16 protein-coding genes are annotated in these 16,884 nt (G+C 64.7%); 9 read left to right on the top strand and 7 right to left on the bottom strand.

The features are described 5' to 3' along the window. Positions 1 to 79: 79 nt before the first annotated feature. Positions 80 to 1,765: a methyl-accepting chemotaxis protein gene (locus I3J27_RS31300; RefSeq protein WP_270162713.1), complete on the bottom strand. Its 1,686-nt coding sequence runs from the start codon at positions 1,763 to 1,765 to the stop codon at positions 80 to 82. Between the two features lie 254 nt (positions 1,766 to 2,019). Between I3J27_RS31300 and I3J27_RS31305 the strand changes: the two genes are divergently transcribed. The 5 genes from I3J27_RS31305 (at position 2,020) to I3J27_RS31325 (ending at position 7,965) form a co-directional block, all read left to right on the top strand. Next, entirely contained in the window at positions 2,020 to 3,063 is a 1,044-nt protein-coding gene (locus I3J27_RS31305) for a C-terminal binding protein (protein ID WP_270162714.1), read from the top strand. Between the two features lie 99 nt (positions 3,064 to 3,162). Continuing rightward, a complete protein-coding gene (locus I3J27_RS31310) occupies positions 3,163 to 4,503 on the top strand; it encodes an ABC transporter substrate-binding protein (RefSeq protein ID WP_270162715.1) in 1,341 nt (446 codons plus the stop codon). Between the two features lie 172 nt (positions 4,504 to 4,675). Beyond that, the gene (locus I3J27_RS31315; RefSeq protein ID WP_270162716.1) at positions 4,676 to 5,632 is read left to right on the top strand and encodes a carbohydrate ABC transporter permease; all 957 of its coding nucleotides are present in this window, start codon (positions 4,676 to 4,678) and stop codon (positions 5,630 to 5,632) included. Beyond that, complete coding sequence (locus I3J27_RS31320) at positions 5,625 to 6,524, top strand: carbohydrate ABC transporter permease (RefSeq protein ID WP_270162717.1); 900 nt, start codon at positions 5,625 to 5,627, stop codon at positions 6,522 to 6,524. Before I3J27_RS31315 ends, I3J27_RS31320 begins: the two co-directional genes overlap by 8 nt. 85 nt (positions 6,525 to 6,609) lie before the next feature. Continuing rightward, positions 6,610 to 7,965 (top strand): esterase-like activity of phytase family protein, encoded by a 1,356-nt coding sequence (locus I3J27_RS31325; protein ID WP_270162718.1) that lies wholly within the window; start codon positions 6,610 to 6,612, stop codon positions 7,963 to 7,965. Positions 7,966 to 8,005: 40 nt separating this feature from the next. Here the strand turns inward: I3J27_RS31325 and I3J27_RS31330 are convergent, their stop codons facing one another. From I3J27_RS31330 to I3J27_RS31355, 6 genes are all read right to left on the bottom strand, one after another. After that, positions 8,006 to 8,833: a TonB family protein gene (locus I3J27_RS31330; protein WP_270162719.1), complete on the bottom strand. Its 828-nt coding sequence runs from the start codon at positions 8,831 to 8,833 to the stop codon at positions 8,006 to 8,008. Further along, on the bottom strand, positions 8,833 to 9,279 hold the full coding sequence (gene exbD, locus I3J27_RS31335; RefSeq protein ID WP_270162720.1) for a TonB system transport protein ExbD: 447 nt from the start codon (positions 9,277 to 9,279) through the stop codon (positions 8,833 to 8,835). The genes I3J27_RS31330 and exbD overlap by 1 nt, the downstream gene beginning before the upstream one ends. A gap of 3 nt (positions 9,280 to 9,282) precedes the next feature. Continuing rightward, positions 9,283 to 10,059, bottom strand: a complete 777-nt coding sequence (exbB, locus tag I3J27_RS31340; RefSeq protein WP_270162721.1) for a tonB-system energizer ExbB — start codon at positions 10,057 to 10,059, stop codon at positions 9,283 to 9,285. Between the two features lie 23 nt (positions 10,060 to 10,082). After that, positions 10,083 to 10,598, bottom strand: a complete 516-nt coding sequence (hutX, locus tag I3J27_RS31345) for a heme utilization cystosolic carrier protein HutX (RefSeq protein WP_270162722.1) — start codon at positions 10,596 to 10,598, stop codon at positions 10,083 to 10,085. A 27-nt stretch (positions 10,599 to 10,625) separates the two neighbouring features. Continuing rightward, entirely contained in the window at positions 10,626 to 10,961 is a 336-nt protein-coding gene (gene hmuQ, locus I3J27_RS31350; RefSeq protein WP_270162723.1) for a heme-degrading protein HmuQ, read from the bottom strand. A 97-nt stretch (positions 10,962 to 11,058) separates the two neighbouring features. Next, positions 11,059 to 13,401, bottom strand: coding sequence for a TonB-dependent hemoglobin/transferrin/lactoferrin family receptor (locus I3J27_RS31355; RefSeq protein ID WP_270162724.1), 2,343 nt, complete (start codon positions 13,399 to 13,401; stop codon positions 11,059 to 11,061). A gap of 258 nt (positions 13,402 to 13,659) precedes the next feature. Here I3J27_RS31355 and I3J27_RS31360 point away from each other — a divergent pair, with 258 nt between their 5' ends. From I3J27_RS31360 to I3J27_RS31375, 4 genes are read left to right on the top strand one after another with little or no spacing between them, the layout of a single operon-like run. Further along, complete coding sequence (locus tag I3J27_RS31360; protein ID WP_270162725.1) at positions 13,660 to 13,866, top strand: hemin uptake protein HemP; 207 nt, start codon at positions 13,660 to 13,662, stop codon at positions 13,864 to 13,866. Between the two features lie 6 nt (positions 13,867 to 13,872). Next, entirely contained in the window at positions 13,873 to 14,823 is a 951-nt protein-coding gene (locus tag I3J27_RS31365) for a heme/hemin ABC transporter substrate-binding protein (protein ID WP_270162726.1), read from the top strand. Then, a complete protein-coding gene (locus I3J27_RS31370) occupies positions 14,820 to 15,914 on the top strand; it encodes a FecCD family ABC transporter permease (protein ID WP_270162727.1) in 1,095 nt (364 codons plus the stop codon). The genes I3J27_RS31365 and I3J27_RS31370 overlap by 4 nt, the downstream gene beginning before the upstream one ends. Further along, positions 15,911 to 16,717 carry a heme ABC transporter ATP-binding protein gene (locus I3J27_RS31375; protein WP_270162728.1) on the top strand — a complete coding sequence of 269 codons (807 nt, stop codon included), beginning with the start codon at positions 15,911 to 15,913 and terminating at the stop codon, positions 16,715 to 16,717. Before I3J27_RS31370 ends, I3J27_RS31375 begins: the two co-directional genes overlap by 4 nt. Positions 16,718 to 16,884 lie beyond the last annotated feature (167 nt).

Below are 16,884 nucleotides of genomic sequence, written 5' to 3' on the forward strand. Positions count from 1 at the left end.
AGGTGGGCACGACGCTTCGCGTCTTTGCCCACCCTACGAATTCAGTGCAGGATTTTGCACCCACGCAACTCAGAAGAACTTACGCAGCGCGCACCTTGGCGAGGAAGCTGTCGACGGCGCTGCGCAGCGCGCCGGACTGGCTGTCCAGCTCGCGGGCGTTGGTGAGCACGTCGGTTGCCGCGCTGCCGGTCGCTTCGGCGGCCGAGGTGACGCTGCCGATATTGGCGTTGATCTCGCTCGAGCCGGCCGCGACCGACTGGATGTTGCGGGCGATTTCGCGGGTCGCCTCGCCCTGCTGCTCGATCGATGCGGAAATGCCTGCCGTGATCTCGCTCATCTCGGCAATCGTCTGGGTAATGCCGCCGATCGCGGCGACAGCATCGCTGGTCGAGGTCTGCATCGCCGCGACCTGGGCCGAGATTTCCTCGGTCGCCTTGGCGGTCTGGTTGGCCAGCGCCTTGACCTCGGAGGCGACCACGGCGAAGCCGCGGCCTGATTCGCCGGCGCGTGCCGCCTCGATGGTGGCGTTGAGGGCGAGCAGATTGGTCTGCGCCGCGATCGAATGGATCAGCTTGACCACCTCGCCGATCTTCTCGGCGCCGGTGGAGAGCTCCTGCACCGTTGCGTTGGTGCGCTCGGCATCGCTGACCGCGCGGCTCGCCACTTCGGTCGAGCGTGTCACCTGGCGGGAGATCTCCGCGACCGAGCTCGACAGCTCTTCAGCGGCGGCGGCAACGGTGCCGACATTGCCGGAGGCTTGCTGCGAGGCCGCACCGACGGTCGCCGCACGCGACGAGGCGTCGCTGGCGGTCGCGGTCATCGACTGTGCCGTGGTCTGCATGCCGGCCGCAGCCGAGGAGACCGAGCGGACGATGCCGTTGACGCTGCGTTCGAAGTCGCTGGCGATGCCCTCCATCGCGCTGCGACGTTCGGCCGCGGCGCGCTCCTTGGCATCCGCCTCGGTCTTCTCGAGGTCACGGATACGAACTGCGTTGTCCTTGAAGATCTGGACGGTCGCAGCCATCGCGCCGACCTCGTCGCCGCGGCCGACGCCGGGGATGTCGCCCTCGAGCTTGCCGTCGGCGAGCTCCTTCATGCGCGTGCCGAGCAGGGCCAGTGGACGGCTGATGCCGCGGCCGATCAGCCAGGCAACACCGCCGGCGACGAGGAGGATGCCGAGCATGGCGAGGCCGAGCAGCCAGAACACCGGGCCCATCTTGGCGTCGATGTCGTCGAGATAGGCGCCGGTGCCGAGATACATGTCAAAGCCGGGGATTGCGACTGCATAGCCAATCTTGCGGATCGGCGTTTCTTGGCCGGGCTTCACATATTCATAATAGAGCAGGATCGAGCCGCTGGCCTTGACGCCGTTCATCAGCTCGAGGGACAGCTTGCGGCCGTTGGTCACGACGTCCATGCGGTTGGTGCCGATCTGCTTCGGATCGGGGGCGAGCTGGGTGATGCCGTCATAGGACGTGCCGAACAGATAGCCCGAACCGTTGTCATAGGTCATCGCGTTGCCGTAGCGGCGAAGATCGGCCATCGCCGCATCCTTCGTCAGCTCGCCGGCATCGACGCGTTTCTTCAGCGCAGCTGCGTAGTTGCGACCGAGATCGACGATCGCCTTGGCCTGGTCGATGCGCGCATTCACCATCTCGCGCTTCATCAGATAGCCGGCGAGAACACCGGAAATGCACAGGCCGAGCAGGGTGACGCCGACAAGGATGCCCAGCTTGGGGGCGATCTTCAGATTGCTCAACTTCACGATGGGCTCCTCGAACGCGCAGATCCGGCGCTGGTTATTTCTGATTTGAATCAACTTTTAGTGTGGGACCCCTTAGCAAGTTACTTACGTGCCTCCGTAGAAGCCCGGACGACGCCGCCAAAACCGGCAATAAACATCACACCGGACAACCTGGAATTGTACGCGTGCGCATCGATTTCGCGTAAAAGACGCAAAGGCCCGCCAAGAAGGCCGGGCCCGCAACAAGAACCGACAAACCAAATCGGGAGCAGGAAATGCCGAAATACAGGGTGGTGACGCCGAAGGGCGCGAGCTTCACGGTCGCGGGCAGCGATTATTCCTACGAGCGCGAGGCGCTCGATCCGATCGACGCCGAAATCGTCGAGGCCCCCGCCAACGAGGCCGAGTTCATCGCCGCCGCGAAGAACGCCGACGCCATCTATGCCAAGGGCATCCCGATCACCAAGTCGATCATCGACGCGCTCGAGAGCTGCAAGGTCATCACGCTCGGCTCGGTCGGCGTCGACAGCGTAGACGTGAAGGCCGCAACTGCCCGCGGAATTCCGGTGACCAACATTCCCGACACCTTCATCGAGGAGGTCGCCGACCACGCCATGATGCTGCTGCTGGCCGGCTTCCGCCGCCTGGTCGAGCAGGACCGGATGGTGCGCGACGGGCGCTGGGCCGAGGGCCGGCCGGCGCTCTTGAAGATCCCGCGGCTGATGGGCCAGACGCTCGGCTTCATCTCGTTCGGCCGCGTCGCGCGTGCGGTCGCGAAACGCGCGGCTCCGTTCGGCCTGCGCATGATGGCCTACGATCCCTTCATCCAGGAAACGCTGATGTACGACCACGGCGTGATCCCGGCGACGCTGAACGAGGTGCTGTCGCAATCCGACTTCGTCTCGATGCACGCCCCGGCAAGGCCCGAGGTGCATCACATGCTGACCGAGAAGCACTTTCGGCAAATGAAGAAAGGCTCGGTCTTCATCAATACCGGCCGCGGCGCCACGGTCGACGAGGAAAGCCTGATCAAGGCGCTGCAAGAAGGCTGGATCGCCCACGCCGCCCTCGACGTGCTGGAGACGGAACCGCCCTCACACAACAATCCCATCCTCAGCATGGAGAATGTGACCCTGACCGCCCATGTCGCCTCGGCCTCGGCACGGTTCGACGAGGCGCGCAAGCGCCGGGTGGGCTACGAATTGTCACTGGTGCTTCAGGGCATGTGGCCGGTAAGCTGCGTCAACCCGTCGGTGCTGCAAGGCACCGCGCTCCGCCGCTGGCAGCCCGTCAGCATGGACCGCGGCCCCAACAGCTAAGGCGGACGGCCACAAGCCGCGCCGGAAACCGGCAAAAGACCGAAACGACCCTTCACCGGCGATCAACGCCGGGAAGGGAGACATCATAGGGAGGTACTGATGAGGAACGACATCACACGTCGTGATGCCTTGGCGCTGGGCCTGTCCGCTGCGACGTTTGCCGCCACCGGTGCTGCAGCGCAAACATCCAATATCAAAGCCGCCGATGTGGCGGCGCCCAAGCGCGAGATCGAGAAAGGCGCAACCTTGCGCATGCTGCGGCCGGTCCGCTTCGTCCAGGCCGACGAAGACGTATTCCGCGCCAATGCGGCCAAGTTCACCAAGGACACCGGGGTCGAGGTCAAGGTCGACTTCGTCGGCTGGGAAGACATCAACCAGCAGACCGCGGTCACCGCCAATTCCGGCGCCGGCCCCGACATCATCATCGGCTTCTCCGATGCACCGCACATCTATATCGACAAGCTGATCGAGCTGACCGACGTCGCCGACTATGTCGGCAAGCGCTATGGCGGCTGGCTGCCGCTGGCGCAGCGCTACGGCAAGAAGAACAAGAGCGACGCCTGGATCGGACTGCCGTTCGGCGCCACCGCCGGTCCCCTGATCTACCGCAGGTCGATCCTGCAATCGGTCGGCTTCGACAAGGTGCCGGAAGACCATGCCGGCATCCTCGACCTCTGCCAGAAGCTCCAGAAGGCCGGCAAGCCGGCGGGCTTCGCGCTCGGCAACGCCAAGGGCGACGGCAACGGCTTTGCGAACTGGGCGCTGTGGTCGCACAACGCGGCCCTGCTCGATGAAGAGGGCAATGTCGTCATCAACAGCAAGGAGACGATCGCCGCGCTGAACTGGGTCAAGCAGCTCTACCCGACCTTCATCCCCGGCACGACGTCATGGAATGACGTCAGCAACAACCGCGCCTATTCCTCGCAGGAGATTGCGCTGACCGCCAACGGCGTCTCGCTGTACTTCTCGCTGAAGAACGATCCGGCGACCAAGGCGATCGCCGAGGACAGCGAGCATCAGTTGCTGCCCAAAGGCCTGGCCAAGGTCTCGCCGATGGCGGGCCTCACGCTGAATGCCATGTTGTTCAAGCACAGCCAGTATCCCAACGCCGCAAAGGCCTTCCTGCAATACATGCTGGAAAAGGACCAGTACGAACCGTGGCTCAACGCCAACTCCGGCTATTGGGCCCAGCCGCTCGGCGCCTATGCCGAGGCTGCAGTGTGGTCGCAGGACCCCAAGGTGAAGCTGTTCAAGGACACCATGAACAGCACCTATTATGACGGCTATGCCGGCCCGATCTCGACGGCGACCGGCGCCGTCAGCGCCGACTACGTGCTGATTCAGATGTGCGCGTCGGTTGCCACCGGCGCGGCCACGCCGGAGGCCGCCGCCGCGGAAGCCGAACAGCGTTGCAAGCGGTACTTCCGGCGGCAGAGGTAGCGCCGGACGATCGAACTGCCGTCATTGCGGGCGGAGCGAAGCAATCCAGAATCCCTCCACGGAGACAGCCTGGATTGCCTCGTCGCTACAGTGCAAAATTGCTCCGCAATTTTGTCGCGAGCTTCCTCGCAATGACGGCGTGGTTCCTTTCACAGACAGGACAATAAACCCGATGTCCGTGACCACGCTCTCCGCTCCAATCATGGCCCACCGGCAGCAATCCTGGCTGGTGCGGTTGTTCGACTACAAGCCGTTCCTGGTCGTGATGTGCCTTGCGCCTGCGATCGGGCTGCTCGCGGTGTTCCTGACCTATCCGCTCGGCCTCGGCATCTGGCTCGCCTTCACCGACACCACGATCGGTCGAAAGGGCATCTTCGTCGGCCTGGAGAACTTCCAGTATCTGCTCACCGATTCCCTGTGGTGGAACGCGGTGTTCTACAGCGTGGTCTATACGGGAATCGCGACCTTCGGGAAGTTCGCGCTGGGCTTCTGGCTCGCGCTGCTGCTCAACAACCACTTTCCGTTCAAGAGCCTGCTGCGCGCGATCATCCTGCTGCCATGGATCGTGCCGACCGTGCTGTCGGCGCTGGCGTTCTGGTGGATCTACGATCCGCAATTCTCGATCATCTCCTACCTCCTGGTCGACGTGCTGCATTGGCGCTCGAGCAATGTCGACTTTCTCGGCTCGCCCTGGCCGGCGCGATTTTCGCTGATCGCCGCCAACATCTGGCGCGGCATTCCCTTCGTCGCGATCTCGCTGCTGGCGGGCTTGCAGACCATCTCGCCTTCGCTCTACGAGGCCGCGATGCTCGATGGCGCCAGCGCCTGGCAGCGCTTCCGCTACATCACCTTCCCGATGATGATGCCGATCCTCGCCATCGTCATGACCTTCTCGATCATCTTCACCTTCACCGACTTCCAGCTGGTCTACGCCATCACCCGTGGCGGCCCCGGCAACTCGACGCATTTGCTGGCGACGCTCGCCTTCCAGCGCGGCATTGCCGGCGGCGAGCTCGGCGAAGGCGCCGCGATCGCGGTGTCGATGATCCCGTTCCTGGTGTTCGCGACGCTGTTTTCCTATTTCGGCCTGGCGCGCCGCAAATGGCAGCAGGGAGAGAGCAATGACTGATACCGTCGCCCGACCCGCCGTGGCCGACGCGAAGGCCGCGCCAGACACCATGGCCTGGGATTCCGGGCTGCGGCGGCTGATGATGATCTATCTGCCGCTCGGCTGCTTCGTGCTGATCCTGCTGTTTCCGTTTTACTGGATGGCGATCACCTCGTTCAAGCCGAACGCGGAGCTGATGAACTACAAAGAGCACAACCCGTTCTGGATCTCCTCGCCGACGCTGGCGCACATCAAGCACCTGCTGTTCAACACAGCCTATCCGCACTGGCTGTGGACGACGATGCTGGTGGCGATCGGCTCCACCACGCTGTCGCTGATCGCGAGCACGCTGGCGGCCTATGCGATCGAACGCCTGCGCTTCCGCGGCAGCCCCTATGTCGGCCTCGGCATCTATCTCGCCTATCTCGTGCCGCCGTCGATCCTGTTCATTCCGCTCGCCACCGTGGTGGTGCAGTTCGGCCTGTTCGATTCGCCGATGGCGCTGATCCTGGTCTATCCGACCTTCCTGGTGCCGTTCTGCACCTGGCTCTTGATCGGCTATTTCAAGTCGATCCCCTACGAGCTCGAGGAATGCGCGCTGGTCGACGGCGCCACCCGCCTGCAGATCCTGCGCCGCATCACGCTGCCGCTCGCGGTGCCCGGCCTGATCTCGGCCGGCATCTTCTCCTTCACGCTGTCCTGGAACGAGTTCATCTATGCGCTCGCCTTCATCCAGAGCGGCGCCAACAAGACCGTGCCGGTCGCGATCCTGACCGAGCTCGTCACCGGCGACGTCTACCAGTGGGGCGCGCTGATGGCAGGCTCGCTGCTCGGCTCGCTTCCGGTTGCAATCTTCTACTCGCTGTTCGTGGATTACTACGTGTCTTCGCTCACCGGCGCGGTAAAGGAATAACCTGGCACTGCGGCCTTTCGTCCGATTTCACAAAACTGCAACAGGCTATCCGCATAACGCGTGCGTCCGCCAACAGGAGACGCACATGCGCGCGACTTTTCTCAGCACCGTCGCAACGATCATTCTCACCGCGAGCACCGCGCTCGCGCAGAGCGAAGGTGAATTTCCCGCCAAGCTCGCCGGCCACGTGGTGATGCCGGCCGCGACCTTCATCGACGCGCCGGCGGATGCGCCCGCCGATCTCAAGACGTCAGGCAAATACACCACCGGCAAGCGCGTCGACGCGCTCGGCACCGTGATGGGCAAGTCCTTTGAGCGGGCGACCGGCGTGTCGCTGCCGTTCAAGGGGCAGCCGCTCCAGGGCCATTCCGGCATCAAGACCATGCCCGACGGCACGTTCTGGGTCATCACCGACAACGGCATGGGCGCGCGCGCCAACTCGCCGGATTCGATGCTGTATCTGAACCGCTACAAGATGGACTGGGCCGGCGGCAAGATCGAGCGGCTGGAGACCATCTTCCTGCACGATCCCGACAAGAAGGTGCCGTTCCGCATCGTGCACGAGGATACGGAGAAGCGTTACCTCACCGGCTCCGACTTCGACACCGAAGGTTTTCAGATCATCGGCGATACCTTCTGGATCGGCGACGAGTTCGGTCCCTACATCCTGAAGGCCGACAAATCAGGCAAGATCCTCGGCGTGTTCGAGACAATTGCCGACGGCAAGCCGGTGCGTTCGCCCGACAACTGGGCGGTGGCGACGCCGGGCGCGCCGGGCGCGACCTACACCAACGTCAACCTCCGCCGCTCCAAGGGCTATGAAGGCTTCGCCTCGTCGAAGGACGGAAAATTCCTGTACGGGCTGCTCGAGGGGCCGCTGTGGGACGCCGAGAAGAAGGATTGGGAGAAGGTCGACGGCAAGGAAGCCTCCCGCATCCTCGAATTCGACGTCGCCGCCGAAAAATTCACCGGCCGCTACTGGCAGTATGTGTTCGAGCAGAACGGCAATGCCATCGGCGATTTCAACATGATCGATCAGGCCTCAGGCCTCATCATCGAGCGCGACAATGGCGAAGGCACCGCCGACAAGGCCTGCCCGCAAGGCCAGCGCGGCGAGAACTGCTTCCCTGATCTCGCCAAGTTCAAGCGCGTCTACAAGATCGAGCTCTCGGACGCCAATGTCGGCAAGCCCGTGCGCAAGATCGGCTATATCGACCTCATGAAGATCCAGGACCCCGACAAGAAGGCGCGGAAGCCGCTCAACGACGGCGTCTACACCTTCCCGTTCTTCACCATCGAGAACGTCGATCGGGTCGACGAGACCCACATCATCGTCGGCAACGACAACAATTTGCCGTTCTCGTCCAGCCGCGATCCCAACAAGGCCGACGACGACGAGTTCATGCTGCTCGAAGTCGCGGATTTCCTGAAGGCGAAGTAAAACTCTCTCCCTCTCCCCGCTTGCGGGGAGAGGGAGACCACTACCTCACCGTAAACTCCACCGGAATCGAAAAGCCCATCGAGCTGTTCTTGATCTCCGGCGGGATCGGCGGAAACGGCGCGGCCTGCTGGATCATCGACTGCGCCTTGGCATCGAACGCGGCAACGCCGGACGGGCTGATGCGGCTCGACATGATCTGGCCGTTGCGGCCGATCGTGAAGCTGACCCGGACCAGCCCTCGCTGACCGTTGCCGCCGGACGGATAGGCGTGAAAGCGCATCAAATGCGCGCGGACGCGCTGATTGTAGGTCGCAACCAGCGACGCGACTGCGCCCGCGTCCATGGCGGACGCCGCCGGCGCCTCGCGCTCGGCGCGTGGCGGTGCGCTGGTGCGCGGCGCGGGCGGCGCATCCGACGGCTTCCTGGCCTCGCGACGAACCACCTTTGGCTTTTCAGGCGCAGGCTTTTCTTGCGGCACGACCTTCGCCGGCTCGGGCTTGGCCGGCGTCGGCTCCAATTTCTGCTCCGGCGGCGCAACCACATCCGGCTTTTCCTGCGGCAGTGTCGGCGCGATGGTCTCCTCGACCGTCTGCCGCTGCATGGGCTCCGGCGGCGAGGCGTCGGCTTCCTGCATCACCGGCCCCGGCGCAGCGTCTTCCGGCGTGGACTGCGGTGCCGAGGTCACCGGCGACATGTCGACCATGATCGCCGGCAGGCTGACGCCCTGCTCCGGCTGCGACCTGAGCCAGTTCATCGCCAGCAGTGCCGCGGCGACATGCAACGCCACGATCACCGCCGCCGACACGCCCCAGCGCGCGCTCTCGCGTTCGCCAAGCGGCTCGTGCAGGGCAAAGGCGTTCGCGGCCATCAGCTGCGTCCGTCGAGGCCGACCAGGGCAACCTTGAGGTAGCCGGCATTGCGCAAGGTGTTCATCACCTCCATCAGGTCGCCATAGGAGACGGCCTTATCGGCGCGCAGATAGATGCGTTCGTCCTTACGGCCCTTGGTGGCGGCATCGAGCGCGGCAGGAAGACTCTCACGGCCCATCGTATCCTCGCCGACGGCAATTGTGAGATCCGGCTTCACCGTCACGAAGGTCGGCTTGTCCGGCCGCGGTTGCGGTTCGGCCGCGGTCGCGGGCAGCTCGACGCCGATGTCGACGGTGGCGAGTGGCGCAGCCACCATGAAGATGATCAGCAGCACCAGCATCACGTCGATGAACGGCGTGACGTTGATCTCATGGGTGACGTCCAGATCGTCAAGGCCGCCGCGCTTGCGCGGCGATCCCGAGTGTGTACCGAGCTTCGCAGCCATGGCCTACTCCGCCGCCCGCGCCAGGCGAAAGTCCCTGTGATCGCGCTGCCGGCTCACCAGCAGCATGAGCTGCGCCGAGGCGTCGCCCAGCAGCGCGCGGTAATTGGCAATGCCGCGGACCAGTTGATTGTAGGTCACCACCGCCGGAATGGCGGCGACGAGGCCGAGCGCAGTCGCAAGCAGCGCTTCGGCAATGCCGGGCGCGACCACGGCGAGGCTGGTGGTGTGGCTCTCGGAGATGCCGATGAAGGCATTCATGATGCCCCAGACCGTGCCGAACAGGCCAACGAACGGCGCGGTCGCGCCGATGGTCCCGAGCACGCCGGTGCCGCGCGCGATCTGCCGCGACATTGCCGCCTCGACCCGCTCGAGCCGCAGCGCGACACGCTCCTGAAGGCCGTCGTCGAGCACGCCGCCGGACAGCTCTGCCTCCCTGGCGCAGGACTGGATGAGCTGGGCGACCGCGTCATGCGCGTCGCCGGCACGCTCGGCGGCCTCAGCCAATTTGATATGGCCCTCGAGCGCGCGCGTCCGCTGCAAGGCCAGCGCGCCCTTGCGGCGCAGCTCGATGGTTTTGGCGAGCCAGATCGTCCACGTCACCAGCGAGGCGACGGCAAGCCCCACCATCACCGTCTTCACGACGATGTCGGCGCCGAGGAACATGCCCCAGGGCGACAGATTGCGCGGCAACAGCGCCTCGTCGATCGCGAAGGCCGGCGCCGGCGCGAGCGCTAGCGCGATTGTCATGATCACATGCCGAAGCCGAGAATTGCCCTGCATCCTGATCTCCCGACAGATAGAAGTTACGCCACGGGCGAAGCTGCGGTCCGGTCGGCTAGCTGCCGGAAGCGCGCCAGCTGATCGCCGCGCAGCGCCCGGGTCTCGTCGCGGCCCACGAACACCTTGAACATGACGCCGCCGTCGGCATTGACGAACGCGACGAAGGCCGAGCTCTTGCCCATGAAGGGCCGCTCGACGAACGCAACGGCCGCACAGCGCTCATGGCGCAGATGGCCGTGCAATCCCTTCGGCTGCATCAGGTTGAAATAGCCGCGGCCGATCTCGCCCGCGGGGACGACGCCCGTGAACTCGAAGATCGCGTCATCCGTGTGCACGATCAGCGTGACCTCGCCCCATGCCGCGATGTCCTGCATGGTGGCGGCGAAATGCTCGCCGCCTGCGATGCGCACCATCGACGGCGGCAGCGCCTCGATCGCCGCACGCGGCGTGACCCTGCGCTCGCGCGCAACGTCCTCGATCACGGCGCCGGGATTGTCAGCCATATACGTCTTGAGATCGGCGAGATCGGTGCTCAACATGTCCGGCTCCTCATCTGCGCTGCCGCCTCAGGCCGCCGCGTTCGTCTTGCGCTCAGTCAGGATGACCTCGAACCCTTCGAACCTGGGATGGCCGAGATAGAGGCTTTCGCCGGTCTTGTTGTCGGCGCGCGCGTGAGCGCGGCGGAATTCGTCCGACTTCGTCCAGGCCTCGAAGGCGGCCTTGTCGACCCACACCGTGTGCGAGGAATACAGCGTGTGGTCCTCGAGCAGCGGGCCCTTGAGCAGATGAAACTCAACAAAGCCGGCCATGCTGCCGAGATAGGATTCGCGCGTGCGCCAAACGGTCTCGAACGCGGCTTCCGAGCCGAGCTTCACCTGGAAACGATTCATGGCGATGAACATAAAGTCTCTCCTTCTTATCAAGACGAAAACGCGCCGAAGCCGCGCTGGAGCATCAGCGCGGCCCGGCGGAGATTGCTGGTGTTGCGATGCCCTGGGCTTACGCACCTCCAAAGTGGATCTTCAGGCCAGCCTTGTAGACCCGGCCCGCGCCTGCGCTCGTCCACAGCACGTCGTTTTGCGTGGTGCCGTCGGTCGAGTTGCCGGGAATGGCATAAGGCCGGTAGTACTGGTTCAAGAGGTTGTCGATCGACGCCGAGAACACGATGTCCTTAGTTGCGGCGTAGGTCATGTAGAGGTTGACCAGCTCGTAGCCGGTCGAAGGGACATAGCCTGTTGGCACATCGTTGTTCGCACCGTAGGAAGCCCACTGTGCCGACAGGATCAGGGTGCGGTCGAGCAGGCGGACACCGCCGGTCGTGACGACCTTGCGCGGGGTGATGGTCGCGAGCCCGATATTGGTCTGGACGTTCTTGCCCTGGATGTAGTGACCGGCAACGCCGATGAACCAGTCGCCGGCATCGTACATCGTCTCCGCCTCGAAACCCTGGATCCGGGCATTGGCGATGTTCTGGTACTGATAGAACTGGCTGAACGAGCCGAACCCGGTCGGGACCGGCGTCGAGGCGACGAGGTCGATGTAGTCGGACACGTCGTTGCGGAACAGGTTGATCTTGCCGCGAAACGAGTCGGAGGCCGAGAAGATGTTGTCGTACTTCAGGTTGAAACCGACTTCCTTGTTCTTGCCGACTTCAGGGCGAAGGTTCGGGTTGGGCAGGAAGCAGAACAGGCCGCTGGTGCCGTCCGGGCAGACGAAAAAGGCCGGACCGCCGCCGGTCGCATGCGCACCCGAAATCACGGTCTCGGTGATCGACGGCGCGCGATAACCTTCGGCGTAGCTGACATAGGGCTGGAAGCCTGCGACCGGCGTGACGCCGAGCGTGATCTTCGGCGAGAAGCGGTCGCCGCTCGCGTTGGTCTTGCCGGATTCCAGGTCGTAACGATCGTAGCGGATCGCACTGACCGCCTCGAACCAGGTGCTGTAGTTCTGCTTCAGCTGGATGAAGCCGCCGGACACCGTGCGGATGCCGCTCGGCGTCGTGACGTTGGAATTGCCGCGGCTGTCGGTCGTGATCACGTCGTCCTGGAACGCATCGACGCCGTAAGTCACGGCATTGCGCCAGTCACCAACATTGAAGCGCGTGGTGTTGTTGGCGTCGAAGCCGACCGTGTTGAGGACATAGCCGCGCTTGTCGCCGACGCAGCCCGAGATGTTGTTGCCGAAATTTCCGGCGCCGCAATAGGCCGCGCCTCCGGTCGAATAGTGATAGGCCTTGGTCTGGTCCTGGTCGGTGCGGTTGCCGTAGACCGACACGTGCGAGTCGAACAGATTGTCGCTCGGCAGCGAATAGTTCCAGGTCAACGTGCCGGTATAGTTCTTGACGTCGGAGGCGTAAACCGACGAGCCCTGATAGAGTGCGCGCTGTGCTGCCGTCGCGACCGGACCGGTGTTCATCTGGCCGATATTGTATTGATAGTCCTGGAAGGTGGCGCCGAACTTGACCTCGTGACCGAGGGCGGGGCGCACAGTGAGCTTCAGCAACCCGGCCTCGACCTCGTTGCCGGTGTTGCCTATCACGGTGCCGTTGCCGTCCTTGTAATTGCCTTGGGTACGGTAGACCGCGCCGCCGAAGATATCGACGTCGGGCGTGGCGCGTACGCCGCCAAACACCGAGCCGAGACCGCGATTGTTGTTGGAGCCGTAAGAGCCCGAGAGATCGACGCCCCAGCGCTCGCCGGGACGCAGCACGTCGTCGATGTCCTTGGTGCGGAACGACACCAGGCCGCCGATCGCACCGGAGCCGTAGATGTTGGCGGTCGGACCGCGCACGACATCGACGCCGCCGATCAGTTCGGGATCGAGGAAGAAGGAGCCGTTGGCGTTGTGGCCGGTGCGCTGGTAGTTCTGCCGCGCACCGTCGACGACCACCGCAACGCGGCCGAAATCCTGCAAGCCGCGGACATTGATGACGGTCGCCGGGTCGTCGCCACGCTCCTGGAACGACACGCCGGGAACGGCGTAGAAGATGCCCGAGAGCCGGTTCGGCTGGAGACCCTGGATCTGGTCGAGCGAAATGGAGCTGACGGGCGCGAGCGCGTCGATCGCGCGCTCCTTGGTCTTGGTGGCGGCAGCCGTGATGGTATCGAGCGCCTGGACGCCGACAACCACCTGCGCGCGCGCATCCCGCACGCCGGCGCTGGCCTGCTGCGCGACCTGCGGCTTGGCCGGCTTGCGCTTGGCCTGCTTCGGCCGTTCCGATGACGCATTCTCAGCCTGCGGCGATGCGGTCTGCGCGAGACTGCTCTCCGTCACCAATGCCGCAATTGAAACCACCGACGCGCCCAAAATCAAGGCGCGCGAATACCTAGCCCCGTCAGCCATATCAGCCCCAGCCTGCACTTCACTTTAGTTTTTGGCGTCTTTGGCTGGCGTGCGTTCGCAAGGCGAACGACTGGCTGGCTGGTTTTCGACACGCGGCAAGTCACCGCGCTGCCATAATTGGTTACGTGGCAACACTCTGACGGTCAATGACATCAGGTTGCAGTTTATATCGATTGTAAATTGCCGCCGTTGGAATGCGCCCGATGCCGCTTATACAAACAGTCAGCATCTGAATTTCGAAAGTGCATCACACCCGCCATGTCAGCAGCGTCCGAAGACAGCGGCAGCGATGCGGCAGGGCCGACACAAAGCCCTTCTGCAACAACGAGAACTCTGACCATGCGCGGGAGCCGGATCGACAGCCGCGAGCTGTTTGCGGCCGAGCGCGAGATCATCATCGTCCATGGCGAGGACAGCTATCGGCTCCGGCTGACCTCGCAGAACAAGCTGATCCTGACTAAGTAACCTGTCATGGCATTTTGTCGCACCCTCGCAAACCTCCTGCTCTCCGGCACGATCGCGCTCGCGTCCACCGCGCACGCCGCCGGCATCACGGTGCATGATGCGCGCAACCGCGACGTCACTGTTGCCGACTTCGCGCGGACGGTCTCGATCGGCGGCGCCATTACCGAGATCCTCTATGCGCTCGGGCTGGAGAACCGGCTGGTCGGCGTCGACACCACGAGCCTTTATCCGGCGGCGGCGCTGCACGACAAACCCAATGTCGGCTACATGCGCCAGATTTCGGCCGAGGGCGTGCTCGGCCTCAACCCGACATTGATCCTGGCGATCCAGGGTTCGGGCCCGCGCGAGACCATGGACCTGCTGGAGACCGCGAAGGTGCCGCTGGTGCTGGTGCCCGAAACCTTCTCCGAGGACGGTCTGATCGAGAAGATCAAGCTGGTCGGCCATGCCATGGGCGTCGATGCGCGCGCCGAATGCCTGAGCGCCGCCGTCAGTGCCGATCTCGAGCAGCTCCGCGCATTGCGCGCCAAGGTGACGAAGCCGGTGCGCGTGATGTTCGTGATGTCGCTTCAGAACGGACGGGCGATGGTCGCCGGCCACAAGACCGCGGCCGACGAGATCATCCAGCTCGCGGGCGCCACCAATGCCGTCGACGATTACGATGGCTACAAGATCATCGGCGACGAGGCGATCGTGGCGGCCAAGCCCGAATTCGTACTCTCGATCGAGCGCGGCAAGGACTCGCTCCAGGCCGACGCGGTCTACACGCATCCCGGCTTTGCCCTGACGCCGGTCGCCGCCAGCAAGAGTTTTATTACGATGGACGGGCTCTATTTGCTCGGCTTCGGGCCGCGCACGGCGGCGGCGGCACGCGATCTCTCCGTCAAGCTCTATCCGGCATTGACCGATGGCGGCGCGTTCGCGTCGGCTCTTTCGGCGGCGAATTGCCGGCAATGAGCGTGGGGGTCGGGACGGACGCGCGGAGCCCGCGACGAGCGGGCGCGGGACGCCGGTCCGCGCCCTTCGCGCTTCCCCTTCTGCTCGCGGTGCTCATCGTCACTGCCATCATTGCGCTGACCGTCGGTGCAGCGGGCATTCCCCTCTCTCGCTTGCCTGCTGCGCTTGGCTTTGCCGGCAACGCTCCCTCCGATCCCATGACCGCGCGCGACCAGCTCGTGCTGTGGTCGATCCGCATCCCCCGGATCGCGGCGACTGCCATGGTCGGCGGCCTGCTCGCCGCAGCCGGCGCGATCATGCAGGGACTGTTTCGTAATCCCCTCGCGGATCCCGCCCTGGTCGGCGTCTCGAGCGGCGGCGCGCTGGCGGCCGCAAGCGCGATCGTCTTCACGGATTCACGCTTCGGCGAGACGCTGCGCTTCCTCCAGACCGAACTGTTGCCGATCGCGGCCTTCGCCGGATCGCTGGTCACGACTGCCGTCCTCTACGGCATATCGAGCCGCGCCGGACGAACCTCGATCGCGATCTTCCTGCTTGCCGGCGTCGCCATCACCGCCATCACCAATGCCGGCATCGGCCTGCTCGTCTTCATCGCCGATGACCGCCAGCTGCGCGACATCACGTTTTGGCTGCTGGGCTCGATGAGCGGCGCGACCTGGACCAAGGCCGCCGTGCTCGCGCCGATCCTCGTCATCGGGCTTGGCGCCTGCGCGTACATCGCGCGCGGCCTCGACTTGCTGGTGCTTGGCGAAGCCGACGCCTTTCATGGCGGCGTCGATGTCGAACGTCTCAAGCGGATCTCGATCGTGATGGTTTCGGCCATGACCGGGGTTGCGGTGTCGATCAGCGGTGTGATCGGCTTCGTCGGCATCGTCGTCCCGCATCTGCTCCGCCTCGTCATTGGACCCGCGCATCGCCTGCTGCTGCCGGCCTCGGTGCTATCAGGCGCCATCCTGATGGTCGGCGCCGACACGCTGGCGCGCACCATCGTGGCGCCGGCGGAGATGCCGATCGGAATCCTGACGGCGGCCGTTGGCGCGCCGGTCTTCCTCGGCATCCTGCTGCGGCAGCGTGGGCTCGCCTCGCTATGAGCGCCGTCATCGAGGCGCGAGGCTTAAGCAAGCGCGCCGGCCGCGCGACGCTGCTCGACGGCGTCGGCCTGACGGTTGCCCCCGGCGAGATGGTCGCGATCATCGGTCCGAACGGCGCCGGCAAATCGACGCTGCTGCGGCTGCTGTCCGGCGATCTCCGCCCCAGTGAAGGCGACGTGCGGCTGAAGCAGCGCGACATCGGCAGCTACACGCCGCGCGAGCTTGCCGCACGCCGCGCGATGCTGTCCCAGCACATCAACGTCACCTTCCCCTTCACGGTCGAGGAAATCGTGCTGATGGGCGCCGGCGAGCGCAGCGCGCGCGACGCCGGTCCGCTGGTCGAGGCCGCGCTCGACGAGGTCGGGCTATCGCATTTCCGCGAACGGCAATTGCCGACGCTGTCGGGCGGCGAGCAGCAGCGCACCCATTTTGCCCGCGTGCTGGTGCAACTCGCCTGCGGCGAGGCCGAGCATGGACCCGGGCTCCTGCTGCTGGACGAGCCGACATCGAGCCTCGATCTGCGCCACCAGATCGACCTCGTCGAAGCCGCGCGCCGCCGCGCGGCGGGTGGCACGGCCGTCATCGCGATCCTGCACGACATCAACCTCGCGATCCGTTTCGCCGATCGGCTGGTGGTGCTGGCTGGCGGCAGGCTCGCCGCCGACGGTCCGCGCGCCAAGATCATCACGCGCGAGATCATCCGCGACATCTTCGAGATCGACGCCGTCGTCCACCAAGGCGACGACGGCGTGCCTTATGTGCTGCCGCAATCGATGCGGGCAAGCTCAGCGCCGCCGCGATAAAGGTGCGCTCCCTCCCCCGCTTGCGGGGGAGGGTTGGGGAGAGGGTGTCTCGACAACGAAGACTCCCCCAGAGGAAAGAGCCCTCACCCGGCGCTTCGCGCCGACCTCTCCCGCAAGCGGGAGAGGTTAAGAGAGACCGCGGCCAGGTCGCCCGCCTGACAGTCAAC

This window comes from Bradyrhizobium xenonodulans, assembly GCF_027594865.1.
Taxonomy (GTDB): Bacteria; Pseudomonadota; Alphaproteobacteria; order Rhizobiales; family Xanthobacteraceae; genus Bradyrhizobium; species Bradyrhizobium xenonodulans.